A 19,622-nucleotide genomic window follows, 5' to 3' on the forward strand; every position below is an offset into this window, starting at 1 on the left:
CAAGGAGTGTGCGTTATGTACAAAATCGATACGAAACTTGCCCAAATCGGCAACCGCAGTGAAACAACAACTGGAACCGTAAACCCACCTGTATACTTTTCAACAGCCTTTCGCCATGAAGGAATCGGGCAATCAACAGGGTTTGACTATACTCGAACAGGGAACCCAACACGCCAGCTCCTTGAAAAAACAATCGCTGATTTAGAAGGTGCTGATCAAGGATTTGCCTGCAGCTCTGGTATGGCTGCTATCCAGCTTATTCTTGCACTATTTGAATCTGGGGACGAATGGATCGTTAGTGAAGATTTATATGGCGGTACTTATCGCCTATTAGAAAAAGGCTATAAAAAATGGGGCTTAACGACTCAATATGTAAATACCTGTTGTCCGGAAGAAGTGGAAAAGAAAATCACAGCAAAAACAAAGGCGATTTTCCTAGAAACACCTACTAATCCGCTTATGCAGGAATCGGATATTGCAGCGATTTCAAAGATTGCAAAAGAACATGGCCTGTTGTTAATCGTGGACAATACATTCTATACGCCGCTTTTACAGCAGCCAATCAGCCTTGGTGCGGATATTGTCATCCACAGTGCAACGAAATACCTTGGTGGTCATAATGATGTTCTAGCCGGCCTTGTTGTGGCAAAAGGTAAAGAAATTTGTGAAGCATTGGCCTTCCACCATAACGGTGCCGGAGCCGTGTTAAGTCCGTTTGATTCTTGGCTATTAATGCGCGGAATGAAAACATTGTCATTAAGAATGGAACGACATGAAAAGAATGCAAAGGCCATCGTAGAATTCTTTTCACAGCATGATGCTGTAACAGATGTTCTCTACCCAGGACGCGGCGGGATGGTTTCCTTTAGAATTAAGGACGAAGCATGGGTGAATCCATTTTTACAGAATTTAAATTTAATCAGTTTTGCAGAAAGCCTTGGCGGAACGGAAAGCTTCATTACTTATCCAGCAACGCAAACACATATGGATATTCCAGAAGAGATTCGCATTCAAGCTGGCGTTTGCAATCGTTTATTACGTTTCTCGATTGGAATTGAAGATTCACAAGACATTATTGAAGATTTACAAAACGCTTTTGCTAAGGTACAGGAAGGGGTAATTGCATAATGGCACACGAAGAATATAGTTTTGAAACCAGACTGCTTCACAACAAGCATAAAATTGATCCAGTAACAGGGGCGGTTAGTGTTCCCATTCAGCATGCCTCTACCTTCCACCAATCTGACTTTGATTCGTTCGGTAAGTACGATTATGGCCGCAGTTTAAATCCGACTCGCGAAGCACTGGAAGATGTGATCGCAGAACTTGAGGGCGGAGTGAAAGGATTTGCTTTTGCATCAGGGATGGCAGCTATTTCAACTGCCTTCCTTCTTCTATCCTCTGGCGACCATATTGTGATTACCGAGGATGTGTATGGCGGTACATTCCGAATGGTCACTCAAGTTCTTTCGAGACTTGGGATTGAACATACCTTTGTCGATATGACCAATTTAGAGGAAGTAAAAGAAGCGATTCAGCCGAATACAAAGGCATTTTATGTGGAAACACCATCAAATCCTTTAATGAAAGTTACAGATATTAGAGCGATTAGCGAGATTGCTAAAGAAATCGGTGCGTTGACATTTGTTGATAATACGTTCCTTACTCCTTACCACCAAAAGCCATTGGCACTTGGTGCAGATGTTGTCCTGCATAGTGCAACAAAATTCTTAGCAGGCCATAGTGATGTTGTCGCGGGTCTTGCTGTTGTCAAAGATGAAGAGTTAGCTAAAAGACTAGGATTCTTACAAAATAGTTTTGGAGCGATTTTAGGTGTTCAAGATGCATGGCTTGTTTTACGAGGAATCAAGACATTGTCTGTTCGTTTGGAACAATCACAAAAATCAGCGATCAAAATCGCAGAATTTTTAGATGCACATCCTCTTGTGGAGAAGGTTCATTATCCAGGGCTCGAAAGCCATCCGCAATATCAGATTCAGAAAGATCAAGCCGATGGTCCGGGTGCCGTTTTATCCTTTGAATTAGCTACAGAGGATGCCCTTCGTACCTTTGTTGCGAATGTGGAAATTCCTGTTTTTGCGGTTAGTTTAGGCGCGGTTGAATCTATCCTTTCCTATCCTGCAAAAATGTCTCATGCTGCTATGTCTAAAGAGGACCGACTGCAGCGTGGAATCACAGATGGTCTTGTCCGTTTATCAGTTGGATTAGAAAATCCAGATGATTTGATTAAGGATTTTTCTCAGGCCCTTGAGGAGGTTCGTGCGCAACATTTAGTGTTACATCGAGGAGAATCATCATGACCTTTTTAGACAAATTAAAAAACCAAATTTTAATAGGCGATGGTGCCATGGGCACACTGCTTTATTCATTTGGAGTGGATACATGTTCAGAAGAACTCAATTTATCTCAAGCAGAGCAGATTCAAAACATTCATCGGGCCTATATTGATGCCGGGGCAGATGTCATTCAAACCCATACGTATGCAGCCAACTATTTAAAGCTGCAGCGGTATGGATTAGAAGACTCGGTTAAGGAAATCAACAGCGCTGCTGTCCGAAATGCAAAAAAAGCCGCTCAATCGAATGCTTATGTTCTCGGAACGATTGGCGGCAACCGCGGGATTAAAACAAGTTCGATTACAATCGAAGAATTAAAACGAAGCTTCCGTGAGCAGTTATATTGCCTTTTGCTTGAAGGTGTTGATGGGCTGTTATTCGAAACCTTTTACGATTTAGAAGAGCTCGAAACCGTCCTAACAATTGCTCGGAAGGAAACAAAGCTGCCGATTATTGCTCAGGTTTCCCTTCAGGACCCTGGATTTTTACAGGATAGAACACCAGTCAATGATGCTTTAAAAAGACTGGAAGGCCTTGGCGCCGATGTCGTCGGCCTTAACTGCCGGTTAGGCCCGCACCATATGTTATTGGCATTGGAACAGGTTGAGATTCCGAAGCATGCTTTCCTATCTGCTTTTCCAAATGCAAGTCTTCCAACCTACACAGACGGAAAGTTTCATTATGAAGGCGATGCCGATTATTTCCAGAAATCGGCGCAACGCTTTAGAAACGAAGGCGTGCACTTGCTTGGCGGCTGCTGCGGTACAACACCAGACCATATTCGCGCGTATGCATCTGAATTAAAGAATAGTATCCCTGTGACTGAAAAAGTTGTAAAATTGAAACAAAAGCCGATTATTGTCGAAACTGCTCCTAAAAGGGAATACACTCCCCTGCAGGAAATCGTGAAAGAACGACCATCGGTTATTGTCGAATTAGATCCTCCTCGAAAACTGGATACAACTAAGTTTTTCGAAGGAGCAAAGGCACTTAAAGAAGCTGGAATAGATTCGATCACGCTAGCGGATAATTCACTGGCTACAGTGCGGATTTCCAATGAATCCTTAGGCTATCTTTTAAAAAGTGAATTAGGCATGCGGCCTCTGATTCATCTTGCCTGCCGTGACCGCAATATTATCGGACTTCAGTCCCACTTAATGGGACTTCACACGCTTGGAATGAATGATATCTTAGCTATAACGGGAGACCCTGCAAGAGTGGGTGATTTCCCAGGTGCTTCTTCTGTTTATGATGTGTCGTCATTCGAACTGATCCAAATGATTAAACAGATGAACGAAGGCTTGTCCTATTCAGGTAAAGACTTAGGTCAAAAAACGGCTTTTAGTGTTGCCGCAGCCTTTAATCCTAATGTCCGCTCTGTCGAGAAAGCCGTGAAGCGTTTGGAGAAAAAGATTCAATACGGTGCGGATTATTTCATTTCACAGCCAGTATTCTCTGAGGAGAAATTGATTGAAGTCTATGAAAATACGAAACATCTTGATACACCGATATACATTGGCTTAATGCCGTTAACAAGCAGCAAAAACGCAGAGTTTCTTCACAATGAAGTACCTGGAATTAAAATTGCCGATTCCATTCGGGACCGAATGGCTCTCTTAAATGACAATCCGCTTCAGGCTGCCAGAGAAGGCGTTGCAATTACCAAGTCACTCATTGATACAGCATTAGATTTATTTAATGGAATTTATTTAATTACACCATTCTTAAGGTTTGAATTAACAGCTGAACTCGCTGCTTATTCAAACCAGCGAGCGAGTGAGAAAAGCGGAGGCACCCGTTTAGCTGCGTATGGACTAGAAAGCTCCAACTGAGATAAAGGAAACACGGAGAGCGAAAGTGAACCGATGTTGACTTATCATAGGGCGCCCAGGGCTAGTACACTAGCTGCTGAGCGCAGGGGCTGGACAATTCATGAAGAAGAACTAATAAACAGTTTTAGTACGATTAGGGGGGACAGCTATGCCGAAAACACCATTTTCTGAACAACTTAAAAAGCGCATCTTAGTCATGGACGGTGCAATGGGTACGATGCTGCAGCAAGCCGATCTTACAGCAGAGGATTTTGGCGGTGAGCAGTATGAAGGCTGTAATGAACACCTCGTTCTAACGGCTCCTTCGGTTATTTCTCGTATTCATCGTGAATACCTAGAGGCCGGTGCAGATATCATTGAAACGAATACATTTGGTGCAACCAGCCTTGTTTTAGATGAATATGAACTTGGATTTAAAGCTTATGAGATTAATAAAATCGCCGCGATGCTTGCTGTCAGGGAAGCAATGAGCATTTCGACTGATGAGTGGCCGCGTTATGTCGCAGGGTCCATGGGTCCGACGACTAAAACTTTAAGTGTTACCGGCGGAACCACCTTTGATGCTCTCTCTGCTACTTATGAAGAGCAGGCGATTGGTTTAATCGACGGCGGTGTTGATTTACTTTTACTTGAAACGAGTCAGGATTTATTGAATGTAAAAGCAGGTTTTGTCGGGATTCAAAGTGCTTTTTCAAAAACGGGTAAAACCCTGCCGCTCTTTATTTCAGGAACCATTGAACCAATGGGGACAACCCTGGCTGGACAAACGATTGAATCGTTCTTTATTTCAGTGGAACATATGAATCCTATCGCGGTCGGTCTTAACTGTGCGACCGGTCCTGAATTCATGCAGGATCATATTCGTTCACTTGCAGGTTTGTCTACAACGGCTGTCAGTTGTTATCCGAATGCCGGCTTGCCTGATGAAGATGGTCACTATCACGAAACACCAGAAATACTGGCGAAAAAATTGTCTGACTTTGCCGCACATGGCTGGTTGAATATAGTCGGCGGCTGCTGTGGCACAACACCGGAACATATCAAGGTGATTGCTGAAGCCATGAAACAATATCAGCCACGTCCGTTCCAATCATCCAATACTCACATGGTTTCCGGTATTGATCCATTTATTTACGATGATCCTACTTTAAGACCTATAATGGTTGGGGAACGTACAAACGTTATCGGCTCTCGTAAGTTCAAACGATTAATTACGGAAGGCAAATTTGAAGAAGCGTCAGAAATTGCCCGCGCTCAGGTAAAGGGCGGTGCGCATGTTATTGATATCTGTCTTGCCGACCCTGATCGTGATGAGATGGCCGATATGGAGAATTTTATTAAAGAAGTCGTTAAAAAGGTAAAAGTTCCGCTTGTTATTGATTCCACTGATGAAAAGGTTATCGAAAGGGCACTTAAGTATTCTCAAGGTAAGGCCATTATCAATTCCATCAACCTTGAAGATGGTGAGGAACGCTTTGAAGCGATTGTTCCTTTAATTCACCGTTATGGTGCGGCTGTCGTGGTGGGGACGATTGATGAAGAGGGAATGGGAGTTTCAGCAGAGCGGAAATTGGAGATTGCCAAACGTTCTCATGACCTATTAGTTCATAAGTATGGACTTAAGCCTCAGGACCTCATCTTTGATCCGCTTGTGTTCCCAGTTGGTACAGGTGATGAACAATATATTGGCTCAGCTAAAGCAACCGTAGAAGGAATTAGGATGATTAAGGAAGCTATGCCGGAAGTACAGACCATCCTTGGAATTAGTAACGTTTCCTTTGGTCTTCCTCCTGTTGGACGCGAGGTACTGAATTCGGTCTTCCTCTACCATTGTACGCAGGCTGGCTTGGATTATGCGATTGTGAATACGGAAAAGCTGGAGCGCTTTGCTTCGATTTCAAAGGATGAAGTGCAATTAGCAGAGGCTTTGTTATTTGATACAACGGATGAAACATTAGCTACATTTACCGAGTTTTACCGCGGGAAAAAGAAGGAAGCAAAAACAACCATTCCTAATATGACACTAGAGGAAAGACTTGCTTACTATGTGATTGAAGGAACAAAAGAAGGTTTGCTTCCTGATTTAGAACTGGCGCTTGCCTCCTACCCTGCTCCATTAGATATTATTAACGGTCCATTAATGGACGGCATGAAAGAAGTTGGCCGCCTGTTTAATGATAACCAGTTAATTGTGGCGGAGGTTCTGCAAAGTGCTGAGGTTATGAAAGCCTCTGTTTCCTTCCTAGAGCCTCATATGGAAAAAGGTGATGTGTCTGCCTCTAAGGGGAAAGTTATCTTAGCAACGGTTAAAGGTGATGTTCACGATATCGGTAAAAACCTCGTAGACATCATACTAAGTAATAACGGCTATAATGTGGTTGACTTAGGGATAAAGGTTACTCCAACAGATTTGGTGCAAGCGATTCGTGAAGAGAAGCCGGATATGGTCGGATTATCAGGTCTACTAGTAAAGTCTGCGCAGCAAATGGTGTTAACAGCTCAAGACATGAAGGAAGCTGGAATTTCTGTGCCAATTCTTGTTGGTGGTGCTGCCCTTTCTCGTAAGTTCACCGATACAAGGATTGCAAAGGAATATGATGGACTTGTTCTTTATGCAAAGGATGCAATGAACGGTCTATCGCTTGCCAATCAATTGCAGTCACCGGAAGAGTATCAAAAGCTGCTTGATGATAAAGCAGAAAAGTTGGCAGCATTGGAGATTCCAAGGGAATTACCAACCCGTGCAGCTAGTGCTGTTGCGGTAAAAGTAAAACCGGCGGTGTCAACAGAAGTACCTGTCTTTAAGCCGATGGACACCAAAAGGCATATTTTAAGATCTTATTCTCTTTCTCATATTGAGCCGTATATCAATATGCAAATGTTAATCGGGCATCATCTTGGTTTGAAAGGAAAACTTTCTAAGCTGCTTGCAGAGAAGGATGAAAAAGCCTTAAAAATTAAAGGAACTGTTGATCAATTGTTAGCAGAGGCCAGTGCAAATAACTGGATTACACCTGCGGCAGCATATCAATTTTTCCCGGCCCAATCGGACGGTAATAAGGTATATATCTATGATCCTGAAAATCAGACTACCATTATTGAAACCTTTGATTTCCCACGTCAGGATTCAGCACCATTCCTTTGTTTAGCAGACTTTTTAAAGTCAGTTGACAGTGGTGTGATGGATTATGTTGGCTTCTTTACGGTAACTGCTGGAAGAGGGATACGTCAAAAGGCAGATGAGTTTAAGGCAGAAGGACGTTTCCTTGAAAGTCATGCCCTGCAATCATTGGCGCTGGAGTCTGCTGAAGGTTTTGCTGAGTTGATTCACCGTCAGATGCGTGACCGCTGGGGCTTCCCGGATCCGCTTGATTTCACGATGCAAGATCGTTTTACGGCGAAATATCAAGGGCAGCGGTTCTCATTTGGTTATCCGGCATGTCCGGAGTTAGAGGATCAGAAGAAGTTGTTTAAGTTGATTCAACCGGAGGAAATTGGAATTGAGTTAACGGAAGGCTGCATGATGGAGCCTGAAGCATCGGTATCAGCGATTGTTTTTGCGCATCCTGAGGCTAGATATTTTAATGTGAATAGGTAATGTTTTAAGGGTATCCCAAGTATAAGGTGGGATACCCTTTTTACTATGACCATTGACCTAAAAAATAATCTAAACTGATTTACAAGCTCATATAAATGTACTATTATTCTTAATAGGAAACGTTTTTTATATTTTATTGAGAACTTACGATGATATTTTACTATAAAGGAGGTGGTAATGAGTTTTGAAGGCAATAATTAGTTTTACCCTCGTCTTGATTGTTGTTAGTACTTTAATGATCCCTACTTCTACATATGCCTCTACATATTCTACACAATCGAATTCTAGTAGCGGATTTTCCCAAACATTTTCACTTTCTTATCTACTCACTATCTTTAAAAATGATAGTTATAAAAATGATTCCCAATATTATAGTCTCGAAAAAAACAACTATGATAATAGAAATGAAGATGATTGGTGGGAGAGTTTTTTGAAGTGGTGTAATGGGGGAAGTTCTGGCGGAGGAGGAGATCATGATGAGTGTCAGGATAATAAAGGCAGTTGGGGAAATGATGATGGCTGCCTAGACTCCGCTGAAATTTGGAAAAAATGGTATTGTAACTGATATTTATGATTTAGTCCGCGGGATTTTTGTCTGCGGATTTTTTTTATGAGGATTTTTATGTTGGTGGATTCCGCCGGCTTTTGTGTTTATTCCGCCCTGTAGCATCCATCCACCAAGCTTATCCTCATTTCCGCACAAATTCACGTTCTTCCTTGACAGAATTTCGCTTTTCAACTATAGTTACCTAGGTAACTAATTATAAACAAATTGGAGCGAATCATGTCAACCCACGAATTATTCCATACACTTCATCAGCTTTCAAGACAACTCACCAATAGACTCAATGAAGCACTAAAACCAACAGGATTATACAGTGCCCAGTGGGCCGTTATCTATGTTCTAAAAAATAAAGGATCGCTAACACAAAAAGAACTTTGTGATTACCTATTTGTTGAAGCGCCGCCGATGACGAGAACCATCCAACGTTTAGTTAAACAAGGATATGTAACTCAAGTTCCCGGGAGAGACAAACGAGAAAAGCATGTCCAACTAACAGAATTGGCCAATCAGGAATATCCAAAATGGGAGCATATTGTTAACTCGGTCAATCATGAACTAATGAGAGACTTCCCTATCGAATCACGAGAACAATTTCTAAAACTGCAAAAAAGCTGGCTACAGCAAATTTTATAAATAGAGGTGCAACACATGAACAAACCTAAATTATGGACAAAAAACTTTATTAGTATTTCCTTTAGCAATCTATTTCTGTTTTTATCTTTTTATATCTTGCTCGTAACACTACCATCTTACGCACTTGATGAATTACATAGTAGTTCTTCTATGGCTGGTCTGATGACGACAATCTTTTTACTTTCGGCCATCATTTCCCGCCCGCTTGCCGGTCAATGGCTTGAACGAGCAGGTAATCGCAAGGTCCTGCTGACAGCATTAATTATCTTCGCTGCAGCCTCGCTGTTATATTTCTTCCCTAGTTCCATGGTTGGCTTTTTAGTCATCCGCCTGTTACATGGAGTTGGCTTTGGAATGGCGACAACAGCGGTGGGTACGATTGTCGCGGATCTTATCCCTGCCTCCCGTCGTGGAGAAGGAATGGGCTATTTCGTTATGTCAACCAATTTAGCAATGGTTATTGGTCCCTTTATTGGTCTATTGGCCATCCATCAATGGGGCGCTAAGACCTTGTTTATTATCAGTGTGATTGTTTCCATTTGTGCGTTAATTACTGGTTTAAGTGTAAAACAAGTCAAAACAGAAACTACTGTTCAGCCGAAAGCTCATTCCTCTTTTTCTTTCAGCAGCCTATTTGAGGGTTCTGCCGTTCCCATTTCGATTGTCGGCGGCTTCTTGGGAATTGTTTATTCTGCTCTCTTATCCTTTGTATCGATTTTTGCTAGTGAAATTCACTTAGCGAATATAGCCAGCATGTTCTTTGTGGTTTATGCGATTCTTTTATTAGCTTCAAGGCCGTTTACTGGAAAATGGTTAGATCAATATGGAGCTAATGTGATTAGTTTCCCATGTATCGCGCTTTTCGCTATCGGGATGTTTATTCTAAGCCAAAGTAATGGAGCTGTTACTTTCCTTTTATCAGCGGGTTTAATTGGTTTAGGCTGGGGAACCTTGTTCCCAACGTTTCAAACGATTGCGATTCAAGATGCGGAACCCCGCAAAAGAGGGGTGGCCACTGCCACGTTTTTATCTATTTATGATACCGGAATTGCGTTAGGTTCCTTTATCATAGGAATCATTGCAGCAAAAGTCGATTATGGTACTCTATATTTCTTTTGTTCCTTTTATATTCTAATCGGATTAGTTCTCTTTTACTTCCTTCATACGAAGAAAAGTGCTTCGGCAAAGGGAACTGCCCAGCAGCACGCAAAAGCATAGGAAATTTAAGTTTTTTAACAAACCTCCTTGATTTGTTATATAATGGATTGAAACAAATCAGAGGAGTGATGTTTTATGGCTAAATCCAAAGCCAAAAAGCTTAGAGAAAAACTAGCGCGCGAAGGGAAAATGAAACCCGAGGCGAAAAGAAGTCCGTTTGTTTTCACGGATATGAGAACAAGAGCAACCAAGACGAAAAAGGATCACTTATATCAGTTTAAACACAAGAACCATCAAACCCGTGAAGGAAATGATGGTTCTTTTTATTTTGCCGCCCACAGCTGCAAATGTTTTAATACTTTCTGCCTCTTTAGATAAAGCAGTTGTGCTTCCTCCACTGACACTATGGAAAAGTGAAGAATGGTGTCAGGCACCGCTTGAGCAACACTCGGAATGTCTTCAGAGATGACAGTACCGATTCTTGTATAGCCGCCGGTGGTTTGCCGGTCGGCGAGGAGAATGATGGGCTGGCCGCTTGCGGGGACTTGGATTCCGCCTAGCGGGATGGGATCGGAAATGATATCTGGGCCGCCAATGTGTTCGAGTTTCGGGCCTTTTAGCTGATAGCCCATCCGATTGGCTTGATGGGTCACAACAAATTGCTCCGAGAAAAACCGATGAATACTCTCCTCCGTAAATCGATCTTCATGAGGTCCTATAACCACCCGAATCGTCATTTCTTTTGCATATTGGGGAACCAATTCCGGATGAAGCATTTTATATGGCCTCCTTATTAAAGGGTTGCCAACTAGTACATCCCCCTTCTGAAGTGCCCGTCCCTCAAAGCCGCCAAACTTTCCATTTAAAAAGGTTGATTTACTGCCTAACACAAAAGGAACATCAATGCCTCCTCCAATGGCTAAATAAGCTCTGGCGCCCCGTTGACAATGGCCGACTGTCAGTACCTGCCCCTTCCGGAAGAGGAAGCTTTTCCACATCGAAACTTCCATCCCATCCACTTTAGGCGTAAAATCACCGCCGCAAATGGCGATTACAATATCGCTTAAGGCCTCCACTTCTGGACCTATTAAAGCTGCCTCGAGTACAGCTTCGCCCTTAGGATTTCCAACGAGGATATTTGCCACTTGCATAGAATAGGAATCCATTGCCCCAGATGGACTTATTCCGAATTGTTGGTATCCATATCTGCCTAAATTCTGAACGGTGGTTTGCAGCCCAGGTTTCAATACTTTTAAGATATCCTTCATTCGCTTCGCCAGATTTTTCTAATCTTGATGTTTTCCTGTTGAAAAGCCTGCTTTAGTTTCGTTACAAATTCCAATGCCTGCGGGTCATCTCCATGTACACAAATCGTATCCGCCTGAATCGCTATATCTGTCCCATCAACAGCCTCAACCTTTCCTTCCTTAATCATGCGGATAACCCGAGTTATCGCAAACTCAGAATCATGAATCATAGAGTTTGATTCCTGGCGGGAGGTTAATGTCCCATCTGGCTGGTAGGTGCGGTCGGCAAACACTTCCCCTGCAACCAGTAATCCCCTCTCTTGCCCAACACTCGCTAATTCGCTTCCGGCAAGCGCGAATAGAACAAGTTCAGGATTCAGATCGAAAACAGCTTGAGCGATGGAATCGGCCATTTCCCGATTCTTGGCCGCCATATTATATAAAGCACCGTGCGGCTTCACGTGAGAGAGGTTTGTTCCATTAGTTTTACATACAGCTTCCAAAGCCCCTATTTGATAGACCATAAGATGATAAATTTCTCGAGGGGTCAGCTTCATTTCCCTTCTCCCAAAACCGGCTAGATCCGGGAAACCGGGATGAGCACCTATTTGGACTCCATATTTTTTGGCAAGTCTGACGGTCTCAAACATGACATTGTGGTCTCCGCCATGATACCCGCAGGCAATATTTGCAGACGAGATATACTTTAATACCACTCCATCATTACCAATCTTAAAGGCGCCAAAGCTCTCCCCTAAATCACAATTCAAATCAATCACTGTCATATTTCTTCTCCCTTTTATATGTTTTTAGTTCATATGTCTTATTAGCAATTAATTGCTGTATTCTTTCATACTCTTGTAAATCGATCGAATGAAATCTGATATAGTTTCCTGCCGAAAAAAGAAACGGTGACGGGCGATTTACGTCAAAAAGGGTAACGGGTGTAATTCCTATGATGCGCCAGCCGGACGGGACCTCAGCGGGATAAATACCTGTTTGATTCCCACCAATACCAACCGCACCCGCCTTCACACTTGGTCGTGGATGTTCGAGTCTTGGAACCGCGAGATTTGGCGGCAGTCCGCCCAAATAAGGAAACCCCGGGACAAATCCCATCATATAAATCAGGTATTCCTTACTTGTATGCAGGCTTATCACCTCTTCCTCGCTTAACTGATGATAGCTGGCCACAAATGGTAAGTCAGGACCTGTTTCCCCGCCATAATAAACAGGTATTTCATAAACGATCCCCTTTTCACGCTCAACTTTGTCAGCAGAAGAATAATAACTTTTGAGGATTTTTTCCAAGACGTGATAGCTAATGACCTCTGGCTGATAGTAAATAACTACCGTACAATAGGACGGCACCCATTCGATGATCCCCTTTATTTTTGCTTTTTTAAGACCTGCAATAAATCGCTGGATCTCCCGTTGTATCTCCTCATTAATTTGATTCCCAAACGATACTTGGATGGCTAAATCTCCGAGTGATTTTATCTCAATCATGGTAATCCCCTATTTTTCGTCGTTTGTTTTTAGGTTATAGATAAGTACACTACCATTATTAAATTAATTTTCTCAAAATTGCAATTTTAATTTAAAGATTCACTTTAAGAACTCCCTAAATTTCATATTACTGTTGTTATAAAAGTATCAAAAAAAGCATCTGCGTTTATGCAGATACTTTTCATCGGTAATTCCACTTTTTACTTGGAGGTCAGTCCAGCTATCCAATAACGAATCAATCCAATTAATTTCCTACTAGTATTAATTTAACTGTCTTATTTTTTCCTCATGATAAATAATCTTTTTTGTTATTTTATTTTTCAAAGTATAATCTAGACAACTATCCAATAACAGTTGATGATAGTTTTTCCTCATTATATGCCATTTGTGATGAATCTTAGATATTAACGACATATTGTCCGCCCCCTATCCTTGATTTCTATATGTTACGATTTTGAAAGCGGTTTATTGGGGGTAAAAAATGATTTAAAATTTCCCCCTTAAAGAAAGCATAACTTGTTATCTACGTCAGCCCTAAAATGTAAGCACTTCATTTTACAATCATTTTTAATTACGCTAAGCTAGAATTATTACTAAAAATTGGAGGGATTTTGATGTTTGATGTAGTTATTATTGGAGCAGGTGCTGCAGGTGCCAGTGCTGCTTTATTTACAGCTAAAGCTGGTAAAAAAACTTTGGTTGTCGACAATGACAAAAGCATGACCAAACGTGCTTGGATTGAAAACCATTATGGTGTTTCCGAAATCACTGGTCCTGACTTAATTGAGATTGGTAAAAAGCAAGCAACAAAATTCGGCGCTGAATTAGTCGAAGCGACTGTTACCGATGTTAAAAAGACCGAAGATGGTTTTAAGGTAGTAACCGACCAAAATGAATATGAAGCAAAACATGTGATTGTGGCAACCGGAGCTTTGGTAACACTTGCAGAAACGATTGGCCTAAATACAAAGCCAGGAACAGAACCAAGAATTAAAACAGTCCTAGATGTGGATGCAGCTGGTAAAACCAATATCGACGGCATTTGGGCAGCTGGAACGGTTGCTGGTGTGAGTGTCCATACCATCATTACAGCTGGCGACGGTGCTAAAGTTGCGATTAATGTGATTAGTGAAATCAATGGTGAACGCTATGTTGACCATGATGTTTTAAAATCTTAATTAGCATAGGAGCAATGAAAATGGCTGTTAAAAAGATGGACCATGTTGGCGTATTTGTTAAAGACTTAGATGCATCACTGACATTTTATCAAGAGATTGTTGGTATGGATATTAAGGATAAGTTTACCATTAATAATGGAGCTTTAACCTTAGCCTTCCTTGGCTTCAATGGTTCTGATGAAACGGAATTGGAATTAGTATATGGCGGTAATCCCGATCTTCCAGAGGAAGGGAAAGTCAACCACATTGCTTTCCTAGTAGATAATATTGAAGAGGAATTTAACCGTTTAAAAGGATTGGACGTTTCATTTATTAGCGAAGAAGTCGCTACCCTTCCGAACGGGTATCGTAATTTCTTTGTAAACGGTCCTGACGGGGAAAAAGTTGAATTCTTTCTAAGATAGCAGTAAAAAACCTCCTTTTTTCAGGAGGTTTTTTACTATAATACTTAATCGCTATTTCACCGTTATGACTAATGATGTATGAAGTGATTTACCGGGTTCAACGATGACTAATTCTTCTTTCCGATTGAGTTCATCGGTCATGGCCATCCATGGTTCAACGCAAATAAATTCTTGTTCTGCCTCTGTCCACAACACAATATACTTAAATTCATCTCCATATCTCATGGTAACATTTTTCCTTAGTTCGGGAAGCTCAAATGCTATTTGCTTTTTCCTACTATCCAATAATACTAAGGATTCCTTTTTATTGGTTAAATCCAAGGAATGGTTAATAGCGTTTTTCTCCATCGTATTATAATCTAAATAGGACTTCGCATCGGTTTCATAGGTCAAATCTTTACTAGATGTTTGGAAATATGGGTGAAAACCCGCATAGATCGGCATGGACTCGTCTGAATTGTTCCGATAAACTTGGTCGATCGATAGCTCATTTTTAGTAATCGTATAGTTAAAAATAACTTCAAAATGAAATGGGTATTCTCTCATGGTTTCTTCATTGCTTACTAAGCGTAAAATTACCGTGGCCTTTGTATCATTTAAATCTGTATCGATTACTTCCCAAGGATGATTCCTGGCTACACCGTGATTTTTCATTTTGTAAACTTTATCGTTCCATTCATATTCCCCATTTTCCAGCTGTCCTGATATGGGAAAAAGAATTGGTATTCCGCCCCTAATATTTTTCTTTGGATCATAAAGAGTCTCTTTATTTAAAAATAAAATCTCGTCGTTTTCTACACCAAAACTAGTAATAATTCCGCCGCGGTCTGGAACCACCCTTAACCAGCTGCCTAACGTTTCATTATATAATTCATAAACAGATAATTCCTTTTCTTTATTAACCTTAAGCTGATACATGTGTAATGTTCATCCCTTCTATTTAACATTCTTCACCTTTAACAATTAAATTGACAATTCTATAACCCAATTAATAAAATTAATTTTAACCTGCTAGTCGGTATTTAAACATCAAACAAAAAAAGCAAAGAAGCACTCGGGTTAGTCCGCAATTTATATTTCGGAACATTAAAAGGAGATTTTTATGATTAAACAAGGTACAAATCTTAAGCTTGTTGTGACAGGGCTCTTGCTCGCAATTTTGATGTCGGCCATGGACAATACCATTGTCGCCACAGCCATGGGAACCATCGTCTCAGACCTCGGCGGGTTTGACAAATTTGTTTGGGTCACATCTGCCTACATGGTTGCCGTCATGGCGGGAATGCCAATATTCGGAAAGCTATCCGACATGTACGGACGGAAACGTTTCTTTCTTTTTGGGTTAATCGTCTTCCTGATTGGTTCTGCTCTATGCGGTATAGCCCAATCGATCGTCCAGTTAAGTGTATACCGGGCCATTCAGGGAATTGGCGGCGGTGCACTAATGCCGATTGCTTTTACCATTGTATTTGATATTTTCCCGCCGGAAAACCGCGGAAAAATGACAGGTCTGCTCGGTGCTGTTTTTGGCGCTTCCAGTGTTTTGGGGCCATTGCTTGGTGCTTATATAACCGATTATATTAGCTGGCATTGGGTTTTTTATGTAAACGTTCCAATTGGTATTGTATCGATTATTTTAATTGTCCGTTTCTATCATGAATCATTACAGCATGCTAAGCAAAAAATTGATTATCTTGGTGCCATTACACTCGTGATTTCGGTCGTGAGTCTGATGTTTGCACTCGAATTAGGCGGTAAGGAATATGATTGGGATTCTGTGCAAATTATTAGTTTATTTGCAAGCTTCTTCATCTTTTTTGTTGCCTTTTTCATTGCCGAATTTAAGGCGGCGGAACCGATTTTACCACTTTGGCTGTTTAGACGCCGTTTGTTTGCTGCATCGCAGATCCTGTCCTTCTTATATGGCGGAACATTTATCATCCTAACCGTGTTTATCCCGATTTTTGTTCAAGCTGTTTATGGAGGTACTGCCAAGAACGCGGGATTAATTTTAACACCGATGATGTTAGGGTCGGTGGCAGGAAGTTCAATTGGAGGGATTTTTTCAACAAAAACATCTTTCCGAAATTTGATGATCGTATCGATTATTTCCTATGTGGCCGGGATGTATTTACTCGGAACGATGACGGTTGACACCGCCCGTTATTTACTAACGATTTATATGATTTTGGTTGGTTTTGGGGTCGGCTTTTCGTTCTCCTTGCTGCCCACTGCCTCGATGCACAATTTGGAGCCGCAATACCGGGGAACGGCTAATTCAACTAATGCCTTTTTACGTTCATTTGGGATGACACTTGGTGTCACCATTTTTGGTACCATGCAAGGCAATCTGTTTACAGACCAATTAAAGGAAGCCTTTAAAGGCATGCAGGGCGGTAGCGGACAGCAGTTTCAAATGGGCGACCCCCGGCAAATTTTCCAAGCAAGTGAACGAGCCAAAATCCCTGATTTTATCTTAGATAAAATTGTTCAAGCAATGTCTTATTCGATCACACACACCTTTATACTAACATTGATCCCTATTGCCCTTGCTGCAATTACGATTATATTTATGGGAAAAGCCCGAGTAGAAGTAACCAAGAAATCCGTAAAAGGTTGAAAAAAACAAGCACTGACCTGAAGTACAAAGCGGCCAGTGCTTTTGTTTTTAAACCTTAAGATCCTTCCCTGCTTCAACGATATGAAACAATAAATGAGCAAGATGATGAATCGCTCCATATTCTTGTTCCTCTTCTTCTTCGTCTGTTTCCTCGTTAAATTCAAGATCATTTAAATAGAGCGCCATAAATTCATAGAAGTCTTTCAATTGAAAGGAATAACAGCCAACAGGGTCTTCATTGTCGTCTTCATATTGTAAGACCATATAAGAGAGATTTCCATCAATGTCTGCAGCGTCAAAAAAGACAAAAAAGCCGATGTTTGTATCAAGCTCAAATAAATGCCTTGTCCCGCCCTCGGTTGCTTTATTAAATTCCTCTTGATTTATTTTCTGTATTTGCATGCTGTCTACATTATCTTCTTGGTGAAACCCTACAACAAATGATTCCATGATTTCCTCCTTAACCATTACATAAAGTACAAACACATGATATTAGGATACCCAATAGTGGATCCATTTCATTCGGCTTATTGTTCATCTTTACATCGGTCTGGGTAATATTCCGTTAGTAGAGGATTTTCTGTTGTTGCGAACCTGGCTGTTTGCAGAGTCATTTCCGGTTCTACACCGTAAAGCTTTTTTATCGTCTCTTTTTCCCATTCTTTATCATCAAACAGTTCTTGATCTCTCATGTAACATCACCCGCTTTCTATTTGGACTTTAATCAGTATGTGACTGCTCTACATCATGAATTAAGACACACATCCTCAAGACCGACTGCCGAGGATCGTTCTCGAACTAATGTGTTTTCTTGTGCTGTAAAATCCCCTCGGTATTAGTAGAATATACAACCGTGTGACTTATATTAAATTTTCCTAAATATTTTAGCAGGTCAATCGTCCAATAATATAAATTACTGACGCAAAGGATCGGATCGCCACTTTGAACACTATCTGTCTTCCATAGTCATGCATTCCAGCGATTGAAAAAAATCCCTGAGCGATCAGGGACTTTTTCACTATTATCCTACTGGAGGCTGGATAGGAGGACCTTGTGGCCCAACATAAGCATAATTAGATGCAGTAGATACACTTTCACTTTTTACAGCAGTATTAGATACGAAAACAAAAAGAAATGAAAATGAAAGTATTAAGGCAGCCATTTTTTTCATAAAATTCCTCCTGTAATTTTATTTAGATAACTCACAGCTTTGTGGACCATCCCGATTTCATTATAATAATCTGCTAACATTTTATAAAAACGGCAAAGATAATCAAAATGTTCCTTTGTCTCCTCAAAATAAGGAATGAGCTTAGTTTCTAAATATTTAAATGCTTTTTGCGGTGCTGCCATATAAAACAAATAAAATTCAGCCAAGAGACGATATTTCTTATTCCCCAACTCCTTTGATAATGAATAGACCTCCTGTAAGCATTTCTTTGCTTGATCGGTCTCCTTGAAGGAAAAATGAATTTCACCAATCGAATAAAGTGTCACTAAATAGTCCTCATTTACATTAGGCTGAAGGTCCAAGCTCTTTTCATAATAAAACAGTGCTTCCCGGTCATTGTTGAGTTTATGCTGTAAAAAACCCATGTTATGGTAAATTTGCGGCAGCATCTTTTCTTGCTTTAGCAATTCAGCATTACGAATTGAATGCTGAAAACAGCCTTCTGCTTCTTCATATATTTTGGAATGAGTATAATTAATGCCTAATAGCATTAAGGTGTGAAGGACCCGTAAAAAGTTATGCTGATTCATAAAAATCTGCAGAGCGATTTTTCCAAAATGGATCGCATGTCCCGATTGTTCGAGCGAGCTTTTTACGAGAGCTCGATGATAAAGAAATTCACCGCTAGTTGTCTCATGATAGTTCTCTATGTACAGTGTTTCAAGGATTTCATCGGCGTTTATAAGCTTTCCTTTTAAAATTAAGAATATGGCATTATAGTAGCGAAATAAATAACTTTCATGTTGGGAAAAATTTTTCCTTTGCTTAACTAGTAAGTCCCTTTGTAACTCCGCTTCCGCAATGTATCCTTTAAATAGCAGATAACGATATTTCGTTAGCTCACACATATAAATATGGTTTGAGAATGGGATGAGATGCTCCCTCTTTTTTAATTTTTGATAAAATACATCTACTTCTTTACTAAGGTAGAAATTTATTCGATTATGTAGATTTCTAAGAAGGTGTTTAATTTCTTCTTCCTTTTCTTCCGTTTCTTCAATGCTAACACTGAGCCGTTCAAGTAAAAGCGCAATCGTTCCCTCGTTTGCCTCTTTGGAATTGTTTTCAATTTTACTTAAATGCGGAACAGAGCATATTCCCTTCGCTAGCTCTGTTTGGGTCATTCCTCGTTGGGTTCGATAGTATTTAATTAGGGCTCCAAATTCCATCATGCCACCAGCTTGCCTTTCTTTTATTACCATTTTATTAATATAAAAAATTCCTAACACCATTTTTTATTATTTTTATGTTGACAATTTTTCAAAAAGTTGAAAACAGCCATCCGAAGGA

Annotated in this window: 18 protein-coding genes; 10 read left to right on the top strand and 8 right to left on the bottom strand. The window is 40.7% G+C overall.

Features of this window, described 5'->3' with window-relative positions; genetic code table 11:
• The first annotated feature begins 15 nt into the window (after positions 1 to 15).
• The 7 genes from V7266_RS16750 to V7266_RS16780 all read left to right on the top strand — a co-directional run bounded on the left by V7266_RS16750 (position 16) and on the right by V7266_RS16780 (position 10,203).
• The gene (locus V7266_RS16750; RefSeq protein WP_335469248.1) at positions 16 to 1,128 is read left to right on the top strand and encodes a methionine biosynthesis PLP-dependent protein; all 1,113 of its coding nucleotides are present in this window, start codon (positions 16 to 18) and stop codon (positions 1,126 to 1,128) included.
• On the top strand, positions 1,128 to 2,321 hold the full coding sequence (gene metC, locus V7266_RS16755; RefSeq protein ID WP_335469250.1) for a cystathionine beta-lyase: 1,194 nt from the start codon (positions 1,128 to 1,130) through the stop codon (positions 2,319 to 2,321). Before V7266_RS16750 ends, metC begins: the two co-directional genes overlap by 1 nt.
• A complete protein-coding gene (locus tag V7266_RS16760) occupies positions 2,318 to 4,189 on the top strand; it encodes a bifunctional homocysteine S-methyltransferase/methylenetetrahydrofolate reductase (protein ID WP_335469252.1) in 1,872 nt (623 codons plus the stop codon). Before metC ends, V7266_RS16760 begins: the two co-directional genes overlap by 4 nt.
• Before the next feature lie 148 nt (positions 4,190 to 4,337).
• Entirely contained in the window at positions 4,338 to 7,787 is a 3,450-nt protein-coding gene (gene metH / locus V7266_RS16765) for a methionine synthase (protein ID WP_335469254.1), read from the top strand.
• 184 nt (positions 7,788 to 7,971) lie between these two features.
• Complete coding sequence (locus tag V7266_RS16770; protein WP_335469256.1) at positions 7,972 to 8,352, top strand: hypothetical protein; 381 nt, start codon at positions 7,972 to 7,974, stop codon at positions 8,350 to 8,352.
• Positions 8,353 to 8,571: 219 nt separating this feature from the next.
• Positions 8,572 to 8,985: a MarR family winged helix-turn-helix transcriptional regulator gene (locus V7266_RS16775; protein WP_335469259.1), complete on the top strand. Its 414-nt coding sequence runs from the start codon at positions 8,572 to 8,574 to the stop codon at positions 8,983 to 8,985.
• A 15-nt stretch (positions 8,986 to 9,000) separates the two neighbouring features.
• Positions 9,001 to 10,203, top strand: coding sequence for an MFS transporter (locus tag V7266_RS16780; protein ID WP_335469262.1), 1,203 nt, complete (start codon positions 9,001 to 9,003; stop codon positions 10,201 to 10,203).
• A 263-nt stretch (positions 10,204 to 10,466) separates the two neighbouring features.
• Here V7266_RS16780 and V7266_RS16790 read toward each other — a convergent pair whose 3' ends face one another.
• The 3 genes from V7266_RS16790 to pxpB are packed head-to-tail and all read right to left on the bottom strand — an operon-like array spanning position 10,467 to position 12,899.
• Positions 10,467 to 11,411: a biotin-dependent carboxyltransferase family protein gene (locus V7266_RS16790; protein ID WP_335469266.1), complete on the bottom strand. Its 945-nt coding sequence runs from the start codon at positions 11,409 to 11,411 to the stop codon at positions 10,467 to 10,469.
• Positions 11,408 to 12,175, bottom strand: coding sequence for a LamB/YcsF family protein (locus V7266_RS16795; protein WP_335469268.1), 768 nt, complete (start codon positions 12,173 to 12,175; stop codon positions 11,408 to 11,410). Before V7266_RS16795 ends, V7266_RS16790 begins: the two co-directional genes overlap by 4 nt.
• Positions 12,162 to 12,899, bottom strand: coding sequence for a 5-oxoprolinase subunit PxpB (gene pxpB, locus V7266_RS16800; protein WP_335469269.1), 738 nt, complete (start codon positions 12,897 to 12,899; stop codon positions 12,162 to 12,164). The genes V7266_RS16795 and pxpB overlap by 14 nt, the downstream gene beginning before the upstream one ends.
• 614 nt (positions 12,900 to 13,513) lie before the next feature.
• Between pxpB and V7266_RS16805 the strand changes: the two genes are divergently transcribed.
• Positions 13,514 to 14,077: an FAD-dependent oxidoreductase gene (locus tag V7266_RS16805; RefSeq protein ID WP_335469271.1), complete on the top strand. Its 564-nt coding sequence runs from the start codon at positions 13,514 to 13,516 to the stop codon at positions 14,075 to 14,077.
• 20 nt (positions 14,078 to 14,097) lie between these two features.
• A complete protein-coding gene (locus tag V7266_RS16810) occupies positions 14,098 to 14,481 on the top strand; it encodes a VOC family protein (protein WP_335469273.1) in 384 nt (127 codons plus the stop codon).
• A 51-nt stretch (positions 14,482 to 14,532) separates the two neighbouring features.
• Here the strand turns inward: V7266_RS16810 and V7266_RS16815 are convergent, their stop codons facing one another.
• A complete protein-coding gene (locus V7266_RS16815; protein ID WP_335469274.1) occupies positions 14,533 to 15,399 on the bottom strand; it encodes an aldose epimerase in 867 nt (288 codons plus the stop codon).
• A gap of 184 nt (positions 15,400 to 15,583) precedes the next feature.
• Here V7266_RS16815 and V7266_RS16820 point away from each other — a divergent pair, with 184 nt between their 5' ends.
• Positions 15,584 to 17,101, top strand: a complete 1,518-nt coding sequence (locus V7266_RS16820; RefSeq protein ID WP_335469275.1) for an MDR family MFS transporter — start codon at positions 15,584 to 15,586, stop codon at positions 17,099 to 17,101.
• A gap of 48 nt (positions 17,102 to 17,149) precedes the next feature.
• Here V7266_RS16820 and V7266_RS16825 read toward each other — a convergent pair whose 3' ends face one another.
• The 4 genes from V7266_RS16825 to V7266_RS16840 all read right to left on the bottom strand — a co-directional run bounded on the left by V7266_RS16825 (position 17,150) and on the right by V7266_RS16840 (position 19,501).
• A complete protein-coding gene (locus tag V7266_RS16825) occupies positions 17,150 to 17,551 on the bottom strand; it encodes a cytosolic protein (protein WP_335469277.1) in 402 nt (133 codons plus the stop codon).
• 77 nt (positions 17,552 to 17,628) lie between these two features.
• On the bottom strand, positions 17,629 to 17,793 hold the full coding sequence (locus tag V7266_RS16830) for a hypothetical protein (RefSeq protein ID WP_335469279.1): 165 nt from the start codon (positions 17,791 to 17,793) through the stop codon (positions 17,629 to 17,631).
• A gap of 329 nt (positions 17,794 to 18,122) precedes the next feature.
• Complete coding sequence (locus V7266_RS16835) at positions 18,123 to 18,272, bottom strand: hypothetical protein (RefSeq protein ID WP_335469281.1); 150 nt, start codon at positions 18,270 to 18,272, stop codon at positions 18,123 to 18,125.
• On the bottom strand, positions 18,269 to 19,501 hold the full coding sequence (locus V7266_RS16840) for a helix-turn-helix domain-containing protein (protein WP_335469282.1): 1,233 nt from the start codon (positions 19,499 to 19,501) through the stop codon (positions 18,269 to 18,271). The genes V7266_RS16835 and V7266_RS16840 overlap by 4 nt, the downstream gene beginning before the upstream one ends.
• Between the last annotated feature and the right edge of the window lie 121 nt (positions 19,502 to 19,622).

The sequence above is a fragment of the Neobacillus drentensis genome (genome assembly GCF_036965645.1).
Taxonomy (GTDB): Bacteria; Bacillota; Bacilli; order Bacillales; family Cytobacillaceae; genus Neobacillus; species Neobacillus drentensis_D.

Bases quoted from the DNA above. Each gene is read 5' to 3' on its own strand.
- V7266_RS16750 (WP_335469248.1), top strand. From the start codon at position 16: ATGTACAAAATCGATACGAAACTTGCCCAAATCGGCAACCGCAGTGAA.
- metC (WP_335469250.1), top strand. From the start codon at position 1,128: ATGGCACACGAAGAATATAGTTTTGAAACCAGACTGCTTCACAACAAG.
- V7266_RS16760 (WP_335469252.1), top strand. From the start codon at position 2,318: ATGACCTTTTTAGACAAATTAAAAAACCAAATTTTAATAGGCGATGGT.
- metH (WP_335469254.1), top strand. From the start codon at position 4,338: ATGCCGAAAACACCATTTTCTGAACAACTTAAAAAGCGCATCTTAGTC.
- V7266_RS16775 (WP_335469259.1), top strand. From the start codon at position 8,572: ATGTCAACCCACGAATTATTCCATACACTTCATCAGCTTTCAAGACAA.
- V7266_RS16780 (WP_335469262.1), top strand. From the start codon at position 9,001: ATGAACAAACCTAAATTATGGACAAAAAACTTTATTAGTATTTCCTTT.
- V7266_RS16790 (WP_335469266.1), bottom strand. From the start codon at position 11,411: ATGAAGGATATCTTAAAAGTATTGAAACCTGGGCTGCAAACCACCGTT.
- V7266_RS16795 (WP_335469268.1), bottom strand. From the start codon at position 12,175: ATGACAGTGATTGATTTGAATTGTGATTTAGGGGAGAGCTTTGGCGCC.
- pxpB (WP_335469269.1), bottom strand. From the start codon at position 12,899: ATGATTGAGATAAAATCACTCGGAGATTTAGCCATCCAAGTATCGTTT.
- V7266_RS16805 (WP_335469271.1), top strand. From the start codon at position 13,514: ATGTTTGATGTAGTTATTATTGGAGCAGGTGCTGCAGGTGCCAGTGCT.
- V7266_RS16810 (WP_335469273.1), top strand. From the start codon at position 14,098: ATGGCTGTTAAAAAGATGGACCATGTTGGCGTATTTGTTAAAGACTTA.
- V7266_RS16815 (WP_335469274.1), bottom strand. From the start codon at position 15,399: ATGTATCAGCTTAAGGTTAATAAAGAAAAGGAATTATCTGTTTATGAA.
- V7266_RS16820 (WP_335469275.1), top strand. From the start codon at position 15,584: ATGATTAAACAAGGTACAAATCTTAAGCTTGTTGTGACAGGGCTCTTG.
- V7266_RS16825 (WP_335469277.1), bottom strand. From the start codon at position 17,551: ATGGAATCATTTGTTGTAGGGTTTCACCAAGAAGATAATGTAGACAGC.
- V7266_RS16830 (WP_335469279.1), bottom strand. From the start codon at position 17,793: ATGAGAGATCAAGAACTGTTTGATGATAAAGAATGGGAAAAAGAGACG.
- V7266_RS16835 (WP_335469281.1), bottom strand. From the start codon at position 18,272: ATGAAAAAAATGGCTGCCTTAATACTTTCATTTTCATTTCTTTTTGTT.
- V7266_RS16840 (WP_335469282.1), bottom strand. From the start codon at position 19,501: ATGGAATTTGGAGCCCTAATTAAATACTATCGAACCCAACGAGGAATG.